Source organism: Ramlibacter paludis (assembly GCF_022012305.1).
Lineage (GTDB): Bacteria > Pseudomonadota > Gammaproteobacteria > Burkholderiales > Burkholderiaceae_C > Ramlibacter > Ramlibacter paludis.
In genome coordinates this window covers 951,521-968,591 of the sequence record NZ_JAKLTM010000001.1, presented here as the reverse complement: position 1 = coordinate 968,591, position 17,071 = coordinate 951,521, and the positions used below count along the sequence as shown (strand labels likewise).

The window sequence follows — 17,071 nt, the reverse complement described above, 5'->3', positions numbered from 1 at the left end:
GCAGCCCGAGGCTCAGGTCGGGGCAATCGCCTACGCGCCACGGTCGGGCGGTAAGCCAGAATAGCTCAGCGGTCCGGCAGGCGGGCCGGACTTTTTGCGGACCCAGCGATGCAGCTGCAGGAATCGGCGCGCCGGCGATGGCTGCGCCACGAGGGCGAGATGGCGGATCGCATCCGCAGCCACGATTGGGGCGCCACGCTCCTCGGCCCCATGGACGGCTGGCCGCAAAGCCTGCGCACGGCCATCAACCTGATGCTGCCTTCCCAGGCGCAGATGGTGGTCTTCTGGGGTCCAGAGCTCGTCACCTTCTACAACGATGCCTACGCGCCGACCATCGGCACCAAGCATCCCTTCAACCTGGGCCGCCCCGCGCGCGAGGGCTGGGCCGAGCTCTGGGACGACCTCGGGCCGCTGCTGCATTCGGTGTGGCAGACCGGTGAGACCGTCGCCGCGCGCGACCGGCCCTTCCAGATCAACCGGCAGGGTTTTCTCGAGCAGGTCTACTTCGACATCTCCTATTCGGCGATCCGCGGTGAATCGGGCGAGGTCGAGGGCGTGCTGTGCATCGTCAGCGAAACCACCCAGCGCGTCCTAGCGGCGCAGGCCCTGGCCGAAAGCGAGGCGCGGCTGCGCACCGAGTCCGAGCGGCTCGAGCTGGCGCTGAACGCCGGGGCCGTGCTGGGCGCCTGGGTCTGGGACATCGTTCACGACCGCTTCACCGGCGACGAGCGCTTCGCCCGCACCTTTGCCATGGATCCGGTACCGCTGCAGCAAGGCCTGCCGCTGGAGCAGGTCAAGCAGTCCATCCACCCGGCCGACATGGCGCTGGTGAATGCGCGCATCGCCGCGGCCATGGCGCAGGGCGGCGCCTACAGCGCCGAATACCGCGTGCCGCGCGAAGACGGCAGCTGGCGCTGGATCGAAGCCAACGGGCGGGTCGAACTGGATGCGCAAGGGCGGCCCGCGCGCTTTCCCGGCGTGCTGATCGACATCGACCGCCGGCGCGAGGCCGAGGAGACGCTGCGCGCCCTCAACGCGCAGCTGGAGCAGCGGGTGAAGGAGCGCACGCGGGACCTCGAGGAAGCCCAGGCCCGCCTGCACCAGAGCCAGAAGATGGAGGCGCTGGGCCAGCTCACCGGCGGCATCGCCCACGATTTCAACAACCTGCTGCAAGGCATCACCGGCTCCATCGAGGTGATCCGGCGCCGCTACGCCAACGGCCAGCCCGCCGAAATCGAGCGCTTCGCCGATTCGGCGCTGCAGTCGGCCCGCCGCGCCGCGGCGCTGGTGCACCGTCTGCTGGCCTTCGCCCGGCGCCAGTCGCTCGACACCAAGGTGGTCAACGTCAACACGCTGGTGCAGTCGATGGACGACCTGCTGCGCCGCACCCTCGGCGAGAACGTGGCGCTGCAGGTCACGCCGGATCCCAACGCCTGGAACGCGCTGTGCGACGAGAACCAGCTCGAGGCGGCGATCCTCAACCTGGCGATCAACGCGCGCGACGCGATGCCCGAGGGCGGGCGCCTGCGCATCGCCACCGGCAATGCCACGCTGGGCGAGCTGCAGCTGCCCGGGCAGGAAACCATGCAGCCGGGCGACTACGCCTGCATCACGGTGAGCGACAGCGGCGCGGGCATGGATCCGCAGGTGCTGGCGCGCGCCTTCGAACCCTTCTTCACGACCAAACCCGTCGGCCAGGGCACCGGGCTCGGCCTGTCGATGATCTACGGCTTCGCGCGCCAGTCCGGCGGCGGCGTGCGGCTGGAAAGCGCGCCGGGCCACGGCACGGTGGCCACGCTCTACCTGCCGCGCCACGCCCCGGTGGTGGAACCGCAGGCGCCCGAGCCCGGCGAAGTGCCGCGCGGCGGCGGCGAGGTGGTGCTGGTGGTGGAGGACCAGCCGTCGGTGCGCATGCTGGTGATCGAGGTGCTGCACGAGCTGGGCTACCGCACCATCGAGTCCGCCAACGGCGACGCCGCGCTGCGCTTCCTGCAGGCGGACGGCCGCATCGACCTGCTCGTCACCGACGTGGGGTTGCCCGGCATGAATGGCCGGCAGCTGGCCGAGATGGCGCGCGCGAAGCGTCCCGGCCTGCCGGTGCTGCTGATGACCGGCTATGCGGCAGCGGCCGCGGAGCGCACCGATTTCCTGCCGGAGGGCACGGAACTGATCACCAAGCCCTTCGCCATGTCGGCGCTGGCGCGCAAGGTGCAGGCGATGATGGAAGCGGCGCGCGGGGCCTAGGGCTTCGCCCCGTCGAGCCGCCGCTCCAGGGCCTGCAGCACCGGACCGATCTTCCCGCCCACGCTGATCTGCGGATTGGAGAAGCCGTCCGGCTTGCGTGCCTCGACTTCGCGCCCCTTGATCACGGGGACCGCCGCGGCGAAGGCCTGTTCGAACGAGTGCGTCTTGCGCAACTGCTCGTCGAACATCGCGCGGCCGAAGAAGGTCAGCTCGGAGCGGCTGCCGCAGCCATAGGAAGTGTGCTCCGCATCGGCCGCCGTCATCACCAGGCTGGTGTCGCTCGCCAGCGGCCCGACCCAGCCGCCCGAGAAGCAGGCCGAGATGGCGATCACGCGGTTGCGGATGCCGGCTTCGTCGAGCGCGCGCCGCAGGTCGCCGGGACTGAGGGCGTCGACTTCCAGCGGCGGATTGGCCGCGGCCAGCTGGAAATTGCTGGCGCCATGCGAGGTCAGGTAGACCACGAGGACATCCTCTTCCTTGTCCATGCGGTCGGCGATGGCGTCGATGGCGCGCACCAGGTTGAGCGTGGTCGCCCACGGATGCGTCGTGCCGGTCGCCGGGTTGTTCACCAGCTGCAGCACGCGGTGCTGCGCATCGAAGCGCTGCGCCAGGACGTCGGCGACCAGAGTGCTCTCGCGCAGGAAGACGTCTTCGGTGCCATAGGGCGCGAACACCAGGCCGTAGACATCGACCACGCCGGGGCGCTGCGGCGCGAGCTGCACGGCCTGCTGCCACACGGTCTGCTGCGCCTCGAACACCTCCTGGCTCAAGGCCAGGCGCGGCGCCGGCTCCTGCGCGGGTGCCTCGGCTTCCCAGGGACGGTCCGGGATCTGCCAGGTCGAGAGCCCGAAGATCGCGCACAGGCCCACCGCCAGCGCGAGCAGCCGCTTGCGATGCAGCCCGAAGTGCCGGCCCAGGCGCAAGGCGATCGCCACCGTCCAGGCCAGCAGGCCGAAGTAGACGCACCAGGCGAGCAGCGCGGACTCGGCGAAGACGTCGCCGAGCAGTTCGTGCGCCTGCAGCGCGCTCATGGCCTGCGACACGACGCCGGGCAGCATCGCCGCCACCATCCAGAGCGCGAACCAGCTGGCGACATTCGTCCCCAGCAGCGCCCAGACCAGCAGCACGGTCGCGCCCGAGCCCCACCAGGTGGCCAGGTAGCCGCGCAGGTTGAAGTACGCCGGCCCGGCCACTTCGAGCCGCCCCAGGGCCATCTCGATCGCGGTCGTGACCAGGACGATCAGCACGAGCTGCAGCGGGCGCGGTACGGCGAGGCCCACGCGCGGCGCCAGCAGCAGTCCGCTGCGCACCCCTTCGCGCAGCCAGTCGCCCAAGGGCAAGGCCGTGGCCGGCGGCGGTACGGGCGCGAGCTCCGGCTCGGAGGCGATGACGCTGTCGTTCATCTCACGCCGCCGAACGCAGGCGCTGGCCGGCCAGCGCCGGCTGCAGTTCCAGCCGCTCGCGGCCGGTGTAGCAGAGGAAGGAGCGGCCGGTCGCGCGGCCCACCGTGCACAAGCCCAGCTTCTGCGCGATCTCGTGGCCCATCTGCGTGATGCCGCTGCGGGAAATGACGATCGCCACGCCCATCTGCGCCGACTTGATCACCATCTCGCTGGTGAGCCGGCCGGTCGTGTAGAAGACCAGCGGCGCCTCGGCGGTTTGCGCGGGCGGTGTGTCGCCGTCGCGCAGCCACATCCAGCCGGCGATGGTGTCGATCGCGTTGTGGCGGCCCACGTCCTCGACGAACAGCTGCATGGCCTCGCCCTGGAACAGCGCGCAGCCATGCACGGAGCCGGCCGACTTGTACGTGCTCTCCTGGAGCCGGATCGCGTTGACGATGCCGTAGAGCTGCGCCTGCGTGATGCGCGCCGGCGGCAGCTGGATCGCATCGAGTTCGTCCATGAGCCCGCCGAACACGCTGCCCTGGCCGCAGCCGGTGGTGACCACGCGCGTCGCCGTGCGCTCCTCGATGTCGCGGATGCCGCCGCGCGTGTGGACGGCGGCCGCCCCGACGTCCCAATCGACCGTCACGGAGGCGATGTCCGCAATCGCACTCACCAGCCGCTGGTTGCGCAGGTAGCCCAGCACCAGCCATTCCGGATGCGCGCCCAGCGTCATCAGCGTGACGAGTTCGCGCTTGTCGACGTACAGGGTCAGCGCCCGTTCGGCGGGAATGGAGATGGTTTCGGTTTCGCCGTGGGCGTTGACGACTTCGACGCTGCGGGTCAGCGGCGCGCTGGCGGCGGTGAGGGTGGGCAAGGCCATGGCGGCACAGTACAGCAAAACAAAAAGGCCAGCCCGAGGGCTGGCCTGCGGGAGTCCGGGAAGCTCAGGGCTTCTTGGCGGGCGCCGCAGCCGGCGCGGTGGCCGTGCCCGGCTTGGACGGAGCCAGCTCGGCCGACGTCGCGCGGTTGCTCGGCGGGCTGGTGGCATTGGCGGCCGGCGAATGCGCGCCGGAAGTCTCCAGCGGCTTCTGCTCGGGCGGTGCGTAGGCGAAGGGCCCGGGGTCGGCGCAACCGGGCCACGAGGGTGCGGCCGCCGTGCCGACGCCGGCGACCGGCGTGCTGCCGCCTTGCGATGCGGTGGCATCGGTCGGGGTGGGAGGCTTCGCCGAGGCGGAGGCCGCGGCAACAGCGGCCGGCGCTGCCGCGCCGCTGGCCGGCTTGGCCGCGGCCGCGATGGCTCCGGCGGCGGCGGCATTGGCCGGCGCATTGGCCGCCGGAACGGCCGCGGCCACGCCAGCGGATGCCGGCTTGCCGGCAGCGGTTGCGGTCTTGCGGTAGGCGGCGGCGACCTTGTCCTGCACCTTGCACAGCTGGTAAGCGTCGACCTTGCCTTGCCAGGCCGTCTTGGCCGCGGCTTCGGCCGCCTTGGCCTTGGCGGCTTCGTCCACGGGCGGCAGCTTGGCCAGGGCCAGGCCGGTGACTGCGAGGGCCGCGGCGGCGGCGATCGTGCAACGGATCATGCGGTGAATCTCCTCAGGCGGGGCGGGCGAGATCGCCGCTCTTGTCGACCATGGCCACGGGCCGGCTGCGTTCGGCCGGGATCTTGCCGGCCTTGATGTCCTCGTACCAGTAGGCGTGGTGTTCCTTCGCCCAGCTCTCGTCGACCCAGCCGCGCCGCATGGCGCCGTAGGCGCCGCGCATGCCGATGGTGCCCATGTAGATGTGGCCGATGAAGACCGCCATCATGGCCATCGCGGCAGTGGCATGGACCATGTGCGTCACCTGCATGGTGCCGCGCACGTAGTCGATGGTGGGCACCAGCTTGTCCATCACCAGACCCGAGACCACGACGATGGTGCCGAGCAGGAACACGCCCAGCCAGAAGATGCCTTTCTCGCCCGCGTTGAAGCGGTACGAGGGCGGCTCGTGCTTGCTGAACAGGCCGCCCGCGGACAGGATCCAGCGCAGGTCGCCTCGCTGCGGGAAGTTGTCCTTGAGGAAGGTGAGGAAGATGATCACCAGCGAGACCACGAACAGCGGCCCCATGAAGTTGTGGATCGTCTTCAGCACGTAGGTCAGGAAGCCGAACAGCGTGAGCCCCATGACCGGCAGCAGGAAGAACTTGCCGAAGGCCATGACGAGGCCGGAGATCGCCAGCGCGCAGAAGGCGATGGCATTCGACCAGTGCGCCGCGCGCTCGAAGGGCGTGAAGCGCTCGATCTTGCGGCCCGTGTCCTGCGTGTGCTGCCCCAGCGGTCCCTTGGTGAAGTACAGCAGCGCGAGCGCCAGCACGGCGATCGCCAGCAGCGCCGCACCGTAGGGAATGACCCACTGGTTGCGCACCTGCCGCCAGGCTTCGCCGGCGCTGGTGAGGCGCGAACCCGGGTACTGCACCGGGCCCTGGATCAGGATCCCGGCCTCGGGCGCTTCGCTTTTCGGCAGGCTGCTGTAGCCTTCCTTGCCGGCCTGCACGCCGCGCCACATCGGCGCGTTGTTGCCCGGCTGGACCGCGTTGCGCTGGCCGTTGTTCTGCTTCAGGTAGTCCGGGTCGCTGGACGCATCGCGCTTCACCTCGGGCTTCACGTCGAAGATGTTCTGGCCCTGGATGCCGCCTGCGGCACCCGGCGCCGGCGGCGGCAGGTCTTCCTGCACCGCCGGCTTGGCGGCGGGCATGGCGGTGGCGGCGGAAGCGGCGGGCTGGGCCTGGGCGAACGCGCCGGCGGCGGCCAGCGTCAGTGCCGCCGCGGCCAGGACGTCAAGGAACCTTCGCATAGTCGTTCTGCCCCTGGACGGTACGGACCTTGAGTTGCTGTTCCCAGCTGGCGCGGTCACCCGGCTTCCAGCCCGGGGCGACGAACTGGCGGCTGGTGCCCTGGAAGGAAGCGCTGTCGGACTTGATGCCCGACGCCGTCTGCTCCTTCTCGGCGCAGCCCGCGAACGCGAGCACGGCCAGCGATGCGATCAGGACGGCTTTCATGACTTCTGGCCTCCGGGCTGGCCGGCCTGCTTGGAACCGTAGGCGGTGCCCCAGCCCCAGACTTCGGCGCCCTTGCCGCGCTTGAGCACGCGGTTGCGGAAGATGTCGGCGATGACGTCGCCGTCGCCGGCCATCAGCGCCTTGGTGGAGCACATCTCGGCGCAGGCGGGCAGCTTGCCTTCGGCCAGGCGGTTGCGGCCGTACTTCTCGAATTCGGCCTGCGAGCCGTTGGCTTCCGGGCCGCCGGCGCAGAAGGTGCACTTGTCCATCTTGCCGCGCACGCCGAAGGTGCCGGCCGAGGGGAACTGCGGCGCGCCGAACGGGCAGGCGTAGCTGCAGTAGCCGCAGCCGATGCAGACGTCCTTGTCGTGCAGCACCACGCCCTCTTCGGTGCGGTAGAAGCAGTTGACGGGGCAGACCGCCATGCAGGGCGCGTCGGAGCAGTGCATGCAGGCGACCGATACCGAGCGCTCGCCCGGCACGCCGTCGTTGAGGGTGACCACGCGGCGCCGGTTGACGCCCCAGGGCACCTCGTGCTCGTTCTTGCAGGCCGTGACGCAGCCGTTGCACTCGATGCAACGCTCGGAGTCACAGATGAATTTCATTCGTGCCATCGTGGTCTCCTCAAGCTGCTTTCTCGATCTGGCAGATCGTTGTCTTCGTCTCTTGCATCATCGTCACGCTGTCGTAGCCATACGTGGTCGCCGTGTTGACGGCTTCACCGCGCACGACGGGCGCTGCGCCGCTCGGGTAGTACGGCAGCATGTCCGTGCCTTGCCAGCGGCCCGAGAAGTGGAAGGGCATCCACACCGTGTCCGGGCCGACGCGATCCGTCACTAGCGCCTGCACGTTCAGCTGCGTGCCGGTGGGCGACTTGAGCCACACGCGGTCGCCGTTCTTGATCTGCCGCGCCGCCGCCGTCTTCGGGTTGATCTCGACGAAGGACTCCTGCTGCAGTTCCGCCAGCCAGGGGTTGGAGCGCGTTTCCTCGCCGCCGCCTTCGTATTCCACCAGTCGCCCCGAGCTCAGGATCAGCGGGAATTTCTCGGCCAGCTTGTCCTCGACGTTCTTCTGCTGCAGCGACTTGTACAGCGTGGGCAGCCGCCAGAAGGCCTTCTTGTCGTCGTGCGTCGGGTACTTGGCCACCAGGTCGGGCCGCGTGCTGTAGATCGGCTCGCGGTGCTGCGGGATCGGGTCCGGGAAGTTCCACACCACCGCGCGCGCCTTGGCGTTGCCGAAGGGGTGGATGCCGTGGTTCTTCATCGCCACCCGGATCAGGCCGCCGGAGAGGTCGGTCTTCCAGTTCTTGCCCTCGGCCGCGGCCTGTTCCACCGGCGTGAGCTCGCCCCACCAGCCCAGCTTCTTGATGAAGATGTGGTCGATCTCGGGGTAGCCGGTCTGGATGTCGCTGCCCACCGGGAACGAGCCGTCCTCGGCCAGCAGGTTGACGCCGTCCTTCTCCACGCCGAAGTTGGCGCGGAAGCAGCCGCCGCCGTCCATCACGTGCTTGTGGTTGTCGTACAGGTTGGGCGAGCCCGGGTGCTTGAGTTCCGGCGTGCCGTAGCAGGGCCAGGGCAGGCCGTAGTAGTCGCCCGCGATGTCGTAGCCGGTTTCCTTGTCGACCACGCTGCCCTTGGCCTTGAGCGTCTTGACGTCGAACTGCCCCATCAGCCGCATGTGGGCCTTCAGGCGCTCGGGGCTCTGGCCGGTGTAGCCGATCGACCAGTTGGTCTTGTTGATCTCGCGCAGGATGTCCTCGGGCAGGGGCTCGTCCATGCCCTTGACCTTCTGCATCTTGTAGTTCTTGACCAGCTCGTTGCCGAAGCCCAGCTTCTGCGCCAGCTGGTACATGATCATGTGGTCGCTGCGGCTTTCCCACAGCGGCTCGATCACCTTCTCGCGCCACTGGATCGAGCGGTTCGACGCCGTGACGGAGCCGCTGGTCTCGAACTGCGTCGCCGCCGGCAGCAGGTAGACCGCGCGGTTGGGGTTCAGGTCCTCCGGCCGGCCAGGCATGGCGGCCATCGCCGCGGTGGCCGAGGGATACGGGTCCACCACCACCAGCAGGTCCAGCTTGTCCATGGCCCGCTTCATCTCGGCGCCGCGGGTCTGCGAGTTGGGTGCGTGGCCCCAGTAGACGACGCCGCGCAGGTTGGCGTCCTGGTCGATCATCTCGTTCTTCTCGAGCACGCCGTCGATCCAGCGCGACACCGTGATGCCGGGCTTGCTCATCATGCCGACGTTGGCGAAGCGGCCCTTGATCCAGTCGTAGTCCACGCCCCAGACCTTGGCGTAGTGCCGCCAGGAGCCTTCGGCCAGGCCGTAGTAGCCGGGCAGCGAGTCGGGGTTGGGGCCGACGTCGGTGGCGCCCTGCACGTTGTCGTGGCCACGGAAGATGTTGGCGCCGCCGCCCGACACGCCGATGTTGCCCAGCGCCAGCTGCAGGATGCACGATGCGCGCACCATCGCGTTGCCGATGGTGTGCTGGGTCTGGCCCATGCACCAGACGATGGTCGACGGCCGGCTCTGCGCCATCATCGTCGCCACCTTGACCATCTGCGCCTCGGGCACGCCGCAGGCTTCCTCCACCTTGTCGGGCGTCCACTTGGCCAGCACGTCCTCGCGCACCTTGTCCATGCCGTACACGCGGTCGGCCAGGTACTTCTTGTCCTCCCAGCCGTTCTTGAACACGTGGTACAGCAGGCCGAACAGGAAGGGGATGTCGGAGCCGGAGCGGATGCGCACGTATTCGTCGGCCTTGGCCGCGGTCCGCGTGAAGCGCGGGTCGACGACGATCAGCTTGGTGCCGTTCTCCTTGGCATGCAGCATGTGCAGCATGGAGACCGGATGCGCCTCGGCGGCGTTGGAGCCGATGTACAACGCGCACTTGCTGTTCTGCAGGTCGTTGTACGAATTGGTCATGGCGCCGTAGCCCCACGTGTTCGCCACGCCGGCGACCGTGGTGGAGTGGCAGATGCGTGCCTGGTGGTCGCAGTTGTTGCTGCCGAACAGGCTGACGAACTTGCGCATCAGGTACGACTGCTCGTTGCTGTGCTTCGACGAGCCGATCCAGTACACGGAGTCGGGGCCGCTGGCCTTGCGCAGTTCCTCCACCTTGGCGGAGATCTCGTTGAGCGCCTGGTCCCAGGAGATACGCTGGTACTTGCCGGCCACCAGCTTCATCGGGTAGCGCAGGCGGAATTCGCCGTGGCCGTGCTCGCGGATCGCCGCGCCCTTGGCGCAGTGCGCGCCCAGGTTGATCGGCGAATCGAACACCGGCTCCTGGCGCACCCACACGCCGTTCTCGACGACCGCGTCGATGGCGCAGCCGACCGAGCAGTGCGAGCAGATGGTGCGCTTGACCTCGATGCGGCCTTCGCCGACCGCCGGCCCGTTGCCGTCCTTGGCCTGCGCCTTCTTCACCAGCGTGAGCTGGGTGGCGGCGATGCCCACGCCGACGCCCAGGCCGGAGCGGCGCAGGAAGGCGCGCCGGTCCATGGTGGGAATGGCGGCGGCGAGGCCGCGCTGGAGGCTATGGACGAAAGGGGAACGCGGGTTGGCCTGGGCGCCGCCCGACTTCTTCGTGAGCAACATGGAGCTCTCCAGGAGGTTAGATCAGCGTGGACTTGTAGTACCGCTTGACGTGTTCCGACACGCGGTAGCCGCCCCCGTTCTCGGGCGCAGGCGGAGCCTTCTCGCTGGTTGCGGCCACGGTGCCCTGGACTTGCGGCAGCGTGACGACGGCGGCAGCGGCGGCACCGGCAGCGGCCGCCCCCAACATGAATCCCCGGCGCCGGGGTTTCTGGCTTTCGGACATGTGCGTCTCCTGGAGCTCTTATGCACTTCTCTTCATACTCTAGACGAGCGTACCGGCATTCGCAATCGTTTGCATGCAAATGCATCGCGCGATCCCTAGGGGAAAACGCGAGGGCGGAGGCCCTGTCTCAGATTGAGACGCTCTCGGTCAGGTATCGAGCATGTCGAAGCCTTGCACTTCGACGTTGAGGAATGCCCGCGTGAAGTCGGCGAGCACCCCGTAGAAGCGGGCCTTGGGATGGGCCGATATTGCATCGCACAACTGCATGCCCCAGGGCTGCAGGTGCGTGGCGAAGAACTCGCTCTGCTTCGTCAGGTTGGCGACAGCCACGTCGTCGCCGGCGATCAGGTAGCGCATCACTTCGCACAGGTAGGCGATGTGGTCCTCGGTCTCGCCCATGGCCTCGTCGCGCGCCAGCCCGAGTTCGGCCAGCGTGTCGCGCAGGCGCGCCAGCGGCTTTTCGTTGAGGAAGCCACTGAGGTAGTGCGAGCCGAACAGGTAGATTTCGGGCTTGCCGACGCCGCCGAAAAGCGCCTCGTATTCCTCGCGCACCGCGGCGTCGCTCATGGACCGCGCCACGCCGACCAGTTCGCGCCAGGGTTCCTCGAGGAAGGCGCCTTGCGCCGGCGCATCGGTCACCGCCACGCGCAAGGCCGCCAGCAGTTCGGGCGGCGGAGCGGCGTAGAACAGCTGCGCGAGCAGGCCGTAGATCTCGGCGCGCGCCGTTTCCTCGTCCAGCGCGGACGAGACCGGAATCTGCTCTTTCATAGGTCCGTGATCCTGCTCTCGGCGCTGGACGAATGGATGTCGATCACGCGACAGTCGCTGCACATCTTCAGCCGCTCCAGCGCCTCGCCCTGGAACATGGCGTGGCCGGCCAGCTTGCCGAGCATGAGCTCCACCGCCTTGAGCGTGCCGAAGGGCTTGCCGCAGCGGATGCAGCCGTAGGGCTTGGCTTCGTTGAGCACGCGCGGCTGCTTGCGCTCGGGCGTCAACAACAGGCGCGGCTGCAGCGTGATGGCCTGCTCCGGGCAGGTCTTGGCGCACAGGCCGCACTGCACGCAGTTGCTTTCCACCAGCCGCAACTGCGGCTGCTGCGGGTTGTCCTGCAGGGCGCTCGCCGGGCAGGCGCCCACGCAGCTCAGGCACAGCGTGCACTTCTGGGTGTCGACGAGGATGTTGCCGAAGGGCGCGCCGGCCGGCAGCGCGATGGCTTCCGGCTGCAGCGGCGCCTGTTCGGCCAGATGTTCGACCGCCAGCGTCAGCGTGCCGCGCTTCTCCGGCGTGGCGGAGAAGCGGCCGCGCTGGGCGGGCACGGCGCCACCTCGCTTCGCCAGCAGGGCCAGTTCGCGATCGAGGTCCATGGCATCGCGCCCCTGCAGCAGGCTGAAGTGGCTGCCGGCGTAGCCCAGGCCGGCCAGGATGGCTTGCCCCACTTCCATCTGCTGGCGCAGGCCATCGAGGTATTGCGGTGCTTCTTCGGTCGTCGCCAGGACCGCCACGTGCGCCGCGCCCTGCGCGACGGCCGTGAGCCAGAGGTCGATGCCCGTGCTGGCGACGTGCCACAGCGCCAGCGGAATGACGTTGGCCGGCACGCCATGCGCAGCGCCCACGCGCGCCGCGCGGCCGAGTTCTTCCACCAGCGCCTGGCCCCGCTCCTGGCTATGCAGCAGCAGGACGGGCGCCTTGCCGCCGGCGCGCTCGTAGCTGGAGACCAGCGTCTTGATCTTCGTGCCCTGCTCCGCCGGCCGCGGATAGGTGTAGGTCATCGCACCGGTCGGGCAGACCGTGGTGCAGGCGCCGCAGCCCACGCACAGGCTGGAATTGACCTTGACCTGCTGGTGCGCCTTGTCGCTGGAGATGGCTTCGGCCGAACAGATGTCGATGCAGGCGCTGCAGCCCACCTGCTCGTTGCGGCTGTGGGCGCAGAGCTTCTGCTTGTAGGCGAAGAATTTCGGCTTCTCGAACTCGCCGACCAGCTCGCGCAGCTTGAGCACCGTCTCCAGCGCCGCGGCGCCGTCGGCCCGCTCGGGCGGCAGGTGGAAATAGCCTTGCGGCGGGGCGTGGCGCAGGAAGGCGGGCTGCTGGCGCAGGTCCAGCACCAGGTCGTAGCTCTCGCTGTGCGGCGCCGGGGCGCGGGTGAAGTCGATGGCGCCGGCGACCTCGCAGGCGCTGACGCAGGAGCGGTGGCTCTTGCAGGCGCGCAGGTCGACCTGGTAGTCCAGGCCGATCGCCTGCTCCGGACAGGCCGCCACGCAGGCGTTGCAGCGCGTGCAGAGGTCCAGGTCGATCGGGTTGTCCTGCGCCCATTCCAGCTGGAAGGCGCCCAGCCAGCCGGTGAGCGACTGGATGCGGCCGCCCACCACGGGGAAGCGGCGCTCCTGCGCGCCCGATCCGCCGCGGGCGAAGATGGTCACGTCCAGCGCATCGCCGGCCACGGCCGCGAAACGCTCGGCGGCCTCCAGCGGGCCGATCACCAGCAGGCGGCCCGCACTCTTGTAGGTGACGGTGGCGACCGGCTCGGGCTCGGGCAGCTTGGCCGCGGCCAGCAAGGCCGCCAGCTTGGGCATGGCGCTGCGCGCGTCGCGGCTCCAGCCGCCCGTTTCGCGGATGTTGACGAAGCGGATCGGGGAGATCGCGCCCTCGGTCTGCTCGCCGATCTCGGCGAACAGCCGCTTTTCCTGGGTGCAGGCCACCACCACGTCTTCGCCGCCCTTCACGGCCTGCTGGAACGCCCCGGCTTCGCGCCGGCACAGCGTCGAATGCAGCGTCAGCTTTTCATCCAGCGCCTGGCCCAGGGCCGCGGGGTCCAGGGGCATCGTCTTGTTGCAATCGCAAATCAGGGTCGGCATCGTTGGTACTGCTTGGCAGGTCACTGCGTGGGTCCGACTGTGCCACGCCTTGCGCCCCGGGTCCCTCCGCACTCTCCCGGGTCTGGGGTTTTTCTTCTTCCTCGTCGAAGAGCTTCAGGAATTTCGCACTCGCCAGCTGTTTCAGCATCTCCGGCGGCAGCGGATCGGGCTTGCCGTAGTCGTCGATGTAGGTGTCCAGGCCGTCCATCACGTTGAAGTGCGGGTCGGCGAACAGCTTCTTCATCGCCGCATTCCTGACTTCCGGGCTGACGTTGGGCGCGGTGAAGCGCGTGAAGTCGGATTCGGCCGTCAGGGCCTGGGCGTCTTCCAGGGTGGGTGGCGCAGGCACTTCGGCGGGCGCGGCAGCGGCCGGCACCGGCGCCGGAGCAGGTGCCACCACTTCCGGCTCGGCCTGCACCTCCTCGCCCTTGCGGACCGCGTCCTTGCGCTTCGACCAGCGCCCGAGGAAGCCTTCAGCCATTGCCGCGGCCCTTGCCGGTGCTGACACTGGCGGGATTGCCGAACCGGTCCTCCAGCTTGCGGAAGCTCTCCGGCCGCTGCCGCTTGCGCGGCTCGGGCACGTAGTGCGCCTCGGCGAATTCGCGCACCCAGGCCATCACCTCGGGCGGGGCCGGCACCTGCTCGCAGTATTCCTGCGCATCGAGCCAGCGGCCGGCATCGTGGTAGCTCAGGCTCACAGCCACCGGGCGCGCGACGCCGTCCTCCATGCGCCACATCACGAACCAGCCGGGCTTCTCGGTCGTGTAGTTGAGGTAGTAGCCCTCGCAGTCGTCGGTGAAGAGTTCGACCCGGAAGCCGGGGAACAGCCAACGCTGCTCGGTTTCGGTGTCCAGCAGGAGCCTGGCTTCGGTGCCGAAGGCCGGCTCGTGCGGGATCACTTCGCCCAGTTCCCAGCGCCAGTCCTGCCAGCGGCTGGCGGTGTGGACCTTTCGCATGACGACGGCAACGTCGATTCCGGGGCGCTGGGACATGCGCCGACTCTACGCCGTCTCGGCGGGGAAGTGCTGGTGCATGCAGCGCAGCGCGGTGGCCGCGGCGCGCGCCAGGGCGCAATCGAGCTCGCCCGCCATTTCCTGCTGCAGCTTCTGCAGCAGCACGCGGTCCCAGCGCGGAGCCGCCATCACCTGCGCCGCGCGCATCACGGCGACTGCGCACGCCGCGTGCTGGCCGCAACTGGCGGCGGCGAAGAAGCGCATGCCGGCCAGCGCGGCGTCGCGCGCCTTGTCCTGCCGGCCGAGAACGACGATGCCGCCGTCGCCCAGCGCGGCGCCGTGGGCCTGCAAGGTGTCGGCATCCAGCGGCAGGTCGGCCAGCTGCGCGGGCAGGATGCCGCCGGAGGCGCCGCCCGGCAGCCAGGCGTAGAGCGCATCGCCTTCGGGCATGCCGTCGCAATGTTCGTCGACCAGTTCGCGCAGGGTGATCCCCGCCGGCGCCAGCTTGACGCCCGGGCTGCAGACGCGGCCGCTGACGCTGAAGGCACGCAGGCCATGGTGGCCGCGCCGCCCTTGCGCCAGCCACCAGGGCGCACCCCGCTCCAGCAGTTCGCGCAGGGCAAACAGCGGTTCGAATTCCAGCTGCAGCGCGGCCGGCAGCGCCCAGGAAGAGCGTTCGGTGCACCAGGACGTGGCCGCGCCCCGCTGCAGTTCGACGGCGGGCTGCGCAAAGCTGCCGTTGCTGCGCAGGCTGGCGAGTTCCATCTCCAGCACCCGGCGCGCTGCATGCCAGGCGGGATGCACGTCGATCACGACCTGCTCCGCACCCAGCGCCAGGGCCGCGATCAAGGCGCCTTCGAGCAACCGATGCGGTTCACGCTCGACCAGCTCGCGCGCCGCGAAGGCGCCCGGCTCGCCCCGCGCGAGGTCCACCACGAGGCGCCGCGGCGCGGGCGCCTGTTGCGCCTGGCGCCACTGCGCCGCGACCGGGCCGCGGCTGTCCTGCAAGCCCGACTCCTCCAGCACCTGCAGTACGCGCGCGACATCGGCGTGGCCCTCGGCCAGGGCCGCCGCCAGCGCATAGCCGCCGGCCGCCCGGTAGCCCTCATAGGCTTCGTAATCGGCTGGCACGGGCACCTGCCCCATCTCGCCGGGTGCGCGTTCGGCTTCGAGCACCAGCGCGTTCAGCACCGACTCCGCGCTCGCATGCGCCACCGGCACCTGGCCCACCAGCACCACCGGCGCTTCGCGGCAGCGGCCCAGGCAAGGGCTCCCGGCCAGCGCGATCCCCGGCGGCAGCAGCGCAGGGAGCGTGTCGCGCAAGGCGTCGCCGCCGGCCATCGCGCAAGGCAGGCCGGTGCAGGCGGTCAGGCGCAGCGCGGCCGGCTGCTCGCCTTCGCACAGCACGGTGAAATGCCCGCAGCGGCTCGCCACGGCCAGCACCTGCTCCAGCGGCAGCTTCAGTTCTTCCGCCAGCGCCGCGAGATGCGCGACGTGCAGTCCGCCCCACGCGGCGTCGAGGCGATGCAGGTATTCCAGCAAGCAGTCGGCCCGCGCGGCCCGGCCGGGCGCCGCGGCCAGCACGGCGCGGACTTCGCTGCGTGCTTCGGCGTCTGCTTGCGGAGTGGTCAAGTGTTCTTGGAAACCGTGATCGTCGGGAACTTGGCGCTGAAGTCCTTGGCCTTGGTCGCGATCTTCACCGCCACCTGCCGGGCCACCGCCCGGTAGATGCCGGCGGCCTCGCTGTCCGGATCCGCCACCACGGTGGGCTTGCCGCTGTCGGCCTGCTCGCGAATCTGCATGGCAAGCGGCAGCGCACCCAGGAACTCGATGCCCTTTTCTTCCGCGTAGCGCTTGCCGCCGCCCTCGCCGAAGATATGTTCGGCATGACCGCAGTTCGAGCAGATGTGCACGGCCATGTTCTCCACCACGCCGAGGATGGGCACGCCGACCTTCTCGAACATGGTGACGGCCTTGCGCGCGTCGATCAGGGCGATGTCCTGCGGCGTGGTGACGATCACCGCGCCGGTCATGGGCACGCGCTGCGACAGCGTCAGCTGGATGTCGCCGGTGCCGGGCGGCATGTCGACGATCAGGTAGTCGAGGTCGGCCCAGTTGGTCTGGCGCAGCAGCTGCTCCAGCGCCTGGGTGGCCATGGGGCCGCGCCAGATCATGGCTTCGTCCTGGTTGATCAGGAAGCCGATCGACATCACCTGGATGCCGTGGTTCTCCAGCGGCTCCATGGTCTGGCCGTCGTCGCTTTCGGGGCGGCGGTTGATGCCCAGCATCATCGGCTGGCTGGGCCCGTAGATGTCGGCGTCGAGGATGCCCACCCGGGCGCCCTCGGCGGCCAGCGCCAGCGCCAGGTTGGCGGCGGTGGTGCTCTTGCCGACGCCGCCCTTGCCCGAAGCGACGGCGATGATGTTCTTGACGTTGGGCATCAGCTGCACGCCGCGCTGCACCGCGTGCGCCGTCACCTTGGTCGTGATGTTGACGGAGACGTTCTCCACGCCGGGGGCGGTCTTGGCGGCCGCCACCAGCGCCTTGCGCAGCGCCGGCACCTGGCTTTTCGCCGGGTAGCCCAGTTCGATGTCGAAGGAAACGTCGCCGCCCTCGACCTGCACGTTCTTCACGGCCTTGGTGCTGACGAAGTCCTTCCCGGTGTTCGGGTCGGTCACGCCCGCCAAAGCGGCGAGCAGCTGTTCCTGGGTGGCCATCTAAGGTTTGTCTTCCTATGTTCCCGCAGAGTGTAGCGACCCCGAATAAAATCCCCGGTTCCCCCG

General features: G+C 69.4%; 15 protein-coding genes. 1 reads left to right on the top strand and 14 read right to left on the bottom strand.

Features of this window, described 5'->3' with window-relative positions; genetic code table 11:
- Nucleotides 1-108 precede the first annotated feature (108 nt).
- Nucleotides 109-2,244: an ATP-binding protein gene (locus LZ009_RS04975; protein ID WP_275696761.1), complete on the top strand. Its 2,136-nt coding sequence runs from the start codon at nucleotides 109-111 to the stop codon at nucleotides 2,242-2,244.
- On the opposite strand, the gene LZ009_RS04970 is transcribed toward LZ009_RS04975, so the two are convergent.
- The 14 genes from LZ009_RS04970 to apbC form a co-directional block, all read right to left on the bottom strand.
- Entirely contained in the window at nucleotides 2,241-3,647 is a 1,407-nt protein-coding gene (locus LZ009_RS04970; protein WP_275696760.1) for a C13 family peptidase, read from the bottom strand. The two genes, LZ009_RS04975 and LZ009_RS04970, sit on opposite strands and share 4 nt — an antisense overlap.
- Nucleotide 3,648: 1 nt before the next feature.
- The gene (locus LZ009_RS04965; RefSeq protein ID WP_275696759.1) at nucleotides 3,649-4,509 is read right to left on the bottom strand and encodes a formate dehydrogenase accessory sulfurtransferase FdhD; all 861 of its coding nucleotides are present in this window, start codon (nucleotides 4,507-4,509) and stop codon (nucleotides 3,649-3,651) included.
- 64 nt (nucleotides 4,510-4,573) lie between these two features.
- Nucleotides 4,574-5,209, bottom strand: coding sequence for a hypothetical protein (locus LZ009_RS24270; protein WP_346730722.1), 636 nt, complete (start codon nucleotides 5,207-5,209; stop codon nucleotides 4,574-4,576).
- A gap of 13 nt (nucleotides 5,210-5,222) precedes the next feature.
- Nucleotides 5,223-6,461, bottom strand: coding sequence for a formate dehydrogenase subunit gamma (locus tag LZ009_RS04955; protein WP_275696758.1), 1,239 nt, complete (start codon nucleotides 6,459-6,461; stop codon nucleotides 5,223-5,225).
- The gene (locus LZ009_RS04950; RefSeq protein WP_275696757.1) at nucleotides 6,445-6,666 is read right to left on the bottom strand and encodes a hypothetical protein; all 222 of its coding nucleotides are present in this window, start codon (nucleotides 6,664-6,666) and stop codon (nucleotides 6,445-6,447) included. The genes LZ009_RS04955 and LZ009_RS04950 overlap by 17 nt, the downstream gene beginning before the upstream one ends.
- The gene (fdh3B, locus tag LZ009_RS04945; protein ID WP_275696756.1) at nucleotides 6,663-7,280 is read right to left on the bottom strand and encodes a formate dehydrogenase FDH3 subunit beta; all 618 of its coding nucleotides are present in this window, start codon (nucleotides 7,278-7,280) and stop codon (nucleotides 6,663-6,665) included. The genes LZ009_RS04950 and fdh3B overlap by 4 nt, the downstream gene beginning before the upstream one ends.
- 10 nt (nucleotides 7,281-7,290) lie before the next feature.
- Entirely contained in the window at nucleotides 7,291-10,260 is a 2,970-nt protein-coding gene (locus tag LZ009_RS04940; protein WP_275696755.1) for a formate dehydrogenase subunit alpha, read from the bottom strand.
- A gap of 16 nt (nucleotides 10,261-10,276) precedes the next feature.
- Nucleotides 10,277-10,483, bottom strand: coding sequence for a formate dehydrogenase (locus LZ009_RS04935; protein WP_275696754.1), 207 nt, complete (start codon nucleotides 10,481-10,483; stop codon nucleotides 10,277-10,279).
- Nucleotides 10,484-10,630: 147 nt separating this feature from the next.
- Complete coding sequence (locus LZ009_RS04930) at nucleotides 10,631-11,251, bottom strand: TorD/DmsD family molecular chaperone (protein WP_275696753.1); 621 nt, start codon at nucleotides 11,249-11,251, stop codon at nucleotides 10,631-10,633.
- A complete protein-coding gene (locus LZ009_RS04925; RefSeq protein WP_430300193.1) occupies nucleotides 11,248-13,302 on the bottom strand; it encodes a 4Fe-4S binding protein in 2,055 nt (684 codons plus the stop codon). The genes LZ009_RS04930 and LZ009_RS04925 overlap by 4 nt, the downstream gene beginning before the upstream one ends.
- The gene (locus LZ009_RS04920) at nucleotides 13,262-13,816 is read right to left on the bottom strand and encodes a DUF3306 domain-containing protein (protein WP_275696751.1); all 555 of its coding nucleotides are present in this window, start codon (nucleotides 13,814-13,816) and stop codon (nucleotides 13,262-13,264) included. The genes LZ009_RS04925 and LZ009_RS04920 overlap by 41 nt, the downstream gene beginning before the upstream one ends.
- A complete protein-coding gene (locus tag LZ009_RS04915) occupies nucleotides 13,809-14,327 on the bottom strand; it encodes a DUF3305 domain-containing protein (RefSeq protein WP_275696750.1) in 519 nt (172 codons plus the stop codon). The genes LZ009_RS04920 and LZ009_RS04915 overlap by 8 nt, the downstream gene beginning before the upstream one ends.
- Before the next feature lie 9 nt (nucleotides 14,328-14,336).
- On the bottom strand, nucleotides 14,337-15,920 hold the full coding sequence (locus LZ009_RS04910; RefSeq protein WP_275696749.1) for an NAD(P)H-dependent oxidoreductase subunit E: 1,584 nt from the start codon (nucleotides 15,918-15,920) through the stop codon (nucleotides 14,337-14,339).
- Nucleotides 15,917-17,005, bottom strand: a complete 1,089-nt coding sequence (gene apbC / locus LZ009_RS04905; protein WP_275696748.1) for an iron-sulfur cluster carrier protein ApbC — start codon at nucleotides 17,003-17,005, stop codon at nucleotides 15,917-15,919. The genes LZ009_RS04910 and apbC overlap by 4 nt, the downstream gene beginning before the upstream one ends.
- Nucleotides 17,006-17,071 lie beyond the last annotated feature (66 nt).

Excerpts from the sequence above, each read along its gene's own strand:
- LZ009_RS04975 (WP_275696761.1), top strand. The coding sequence starts at position 109 with ATGCAGCTGCAGGAATCGGCGCGCCGGCGATGGCTGCGCCACGAGGGC.
- LZ009_RS04970 (WP_275696760.1), bottom strand. The coding sequence starts at position 3,647 with ATGAACGACAGCGTCATCGCCTCCGAGCCGGAGCTCGCGCCCGTACCG.
- LZ009_RS04965 (WP_275696759.1), bottom strand. The coding sequence starts at position 4,509 with ATGGCCTTGCCCACCCTCACCGCCGCCAGCGCGCCGCTGACCCGCAGC.
- LZ009_RS24270 (WP_346730722.1), bottom strand. The coding sequence starts at position 5,209 with ATGATCCGTTGCACGATCGCCGCCGCCGCGGCCCTCGCAGTCACCGGC.
- LZ009_RS04955 (WP_275696758.1), bottom strand. The coding sequence starts at position 6,461 with ATGCGAAGGTTCCTTGACGTCCTGGCCGCGGCGGCACTGACGCTGGCC.
- LZ009_RS04950 (WP_275696757.1), bottom strand. The coding sequence starts at position 6,666 with ATGAAAGCCGTCCTGATCGCATCGCTGGCCGTGCTCGCGTTCGCGGGC.
- fdh3B (WP_275696756.1), bottom strand. The coding sequence starts at position 7,280 with ATGGCACGAATGAAATTCATCTGTGACTCCGAGCGTTGCATCGAGTGC.
- LZ009_RS04940 (WP_275696755.1), bottom strand. The coding sequence starts at position 10,260 with ATGTTGCTCACGAAGAAGTCGGGCGGCGCCCAGGCCAACCCGCGTTCC.
- LZ009_RS04935 (WP_275696754.1), bottom strand. The coding sequence starts at position 10,483 with ATGTCCGAAAGCCAGAAACCCCGGCGCCGGGGATTCATGTTGGGGGCG.
- LZ009_RS04930 (WP_275696753.1), bottom strand. The coding sequence starts at position 11,251 with ATGAAAGAGCAGATTCCGGTCTCGTCCGCGCTGGACGAGGAAACGGCG.
- LZ009_RS04925 (WP_430300193.1), bottom strand. The coding sequence starts at position 13,302 with ATGCCCCTGGACCCCGCGGCCCTGGGCCAGGCGCTGGATGAAAAGCTG.
- LZ009_RS04920 (WP_275696751.1), bottom strand. The coding sequence starts at position 13,816 with ATGGCTGAAGGCTTCCTCGGGCGCTGGTCGAAGCGCAAGGACGCGGTC.
- LZ009_RS04915 (WP_275696750.1), bottom strand. The coding sequence starts at position 14,327 with ATGTCCCAGCGCCCCGGAATCGACGTTGCCGTCGTCATGCGAAAGGTC.
- apbC (WP_275696748.1), bottom strand. The coding sequence starts at position 17,005 with ATGGCCACCCAGGAACAGCTGCTCGCCGCTTTGGCGGGCGTGACCGAC.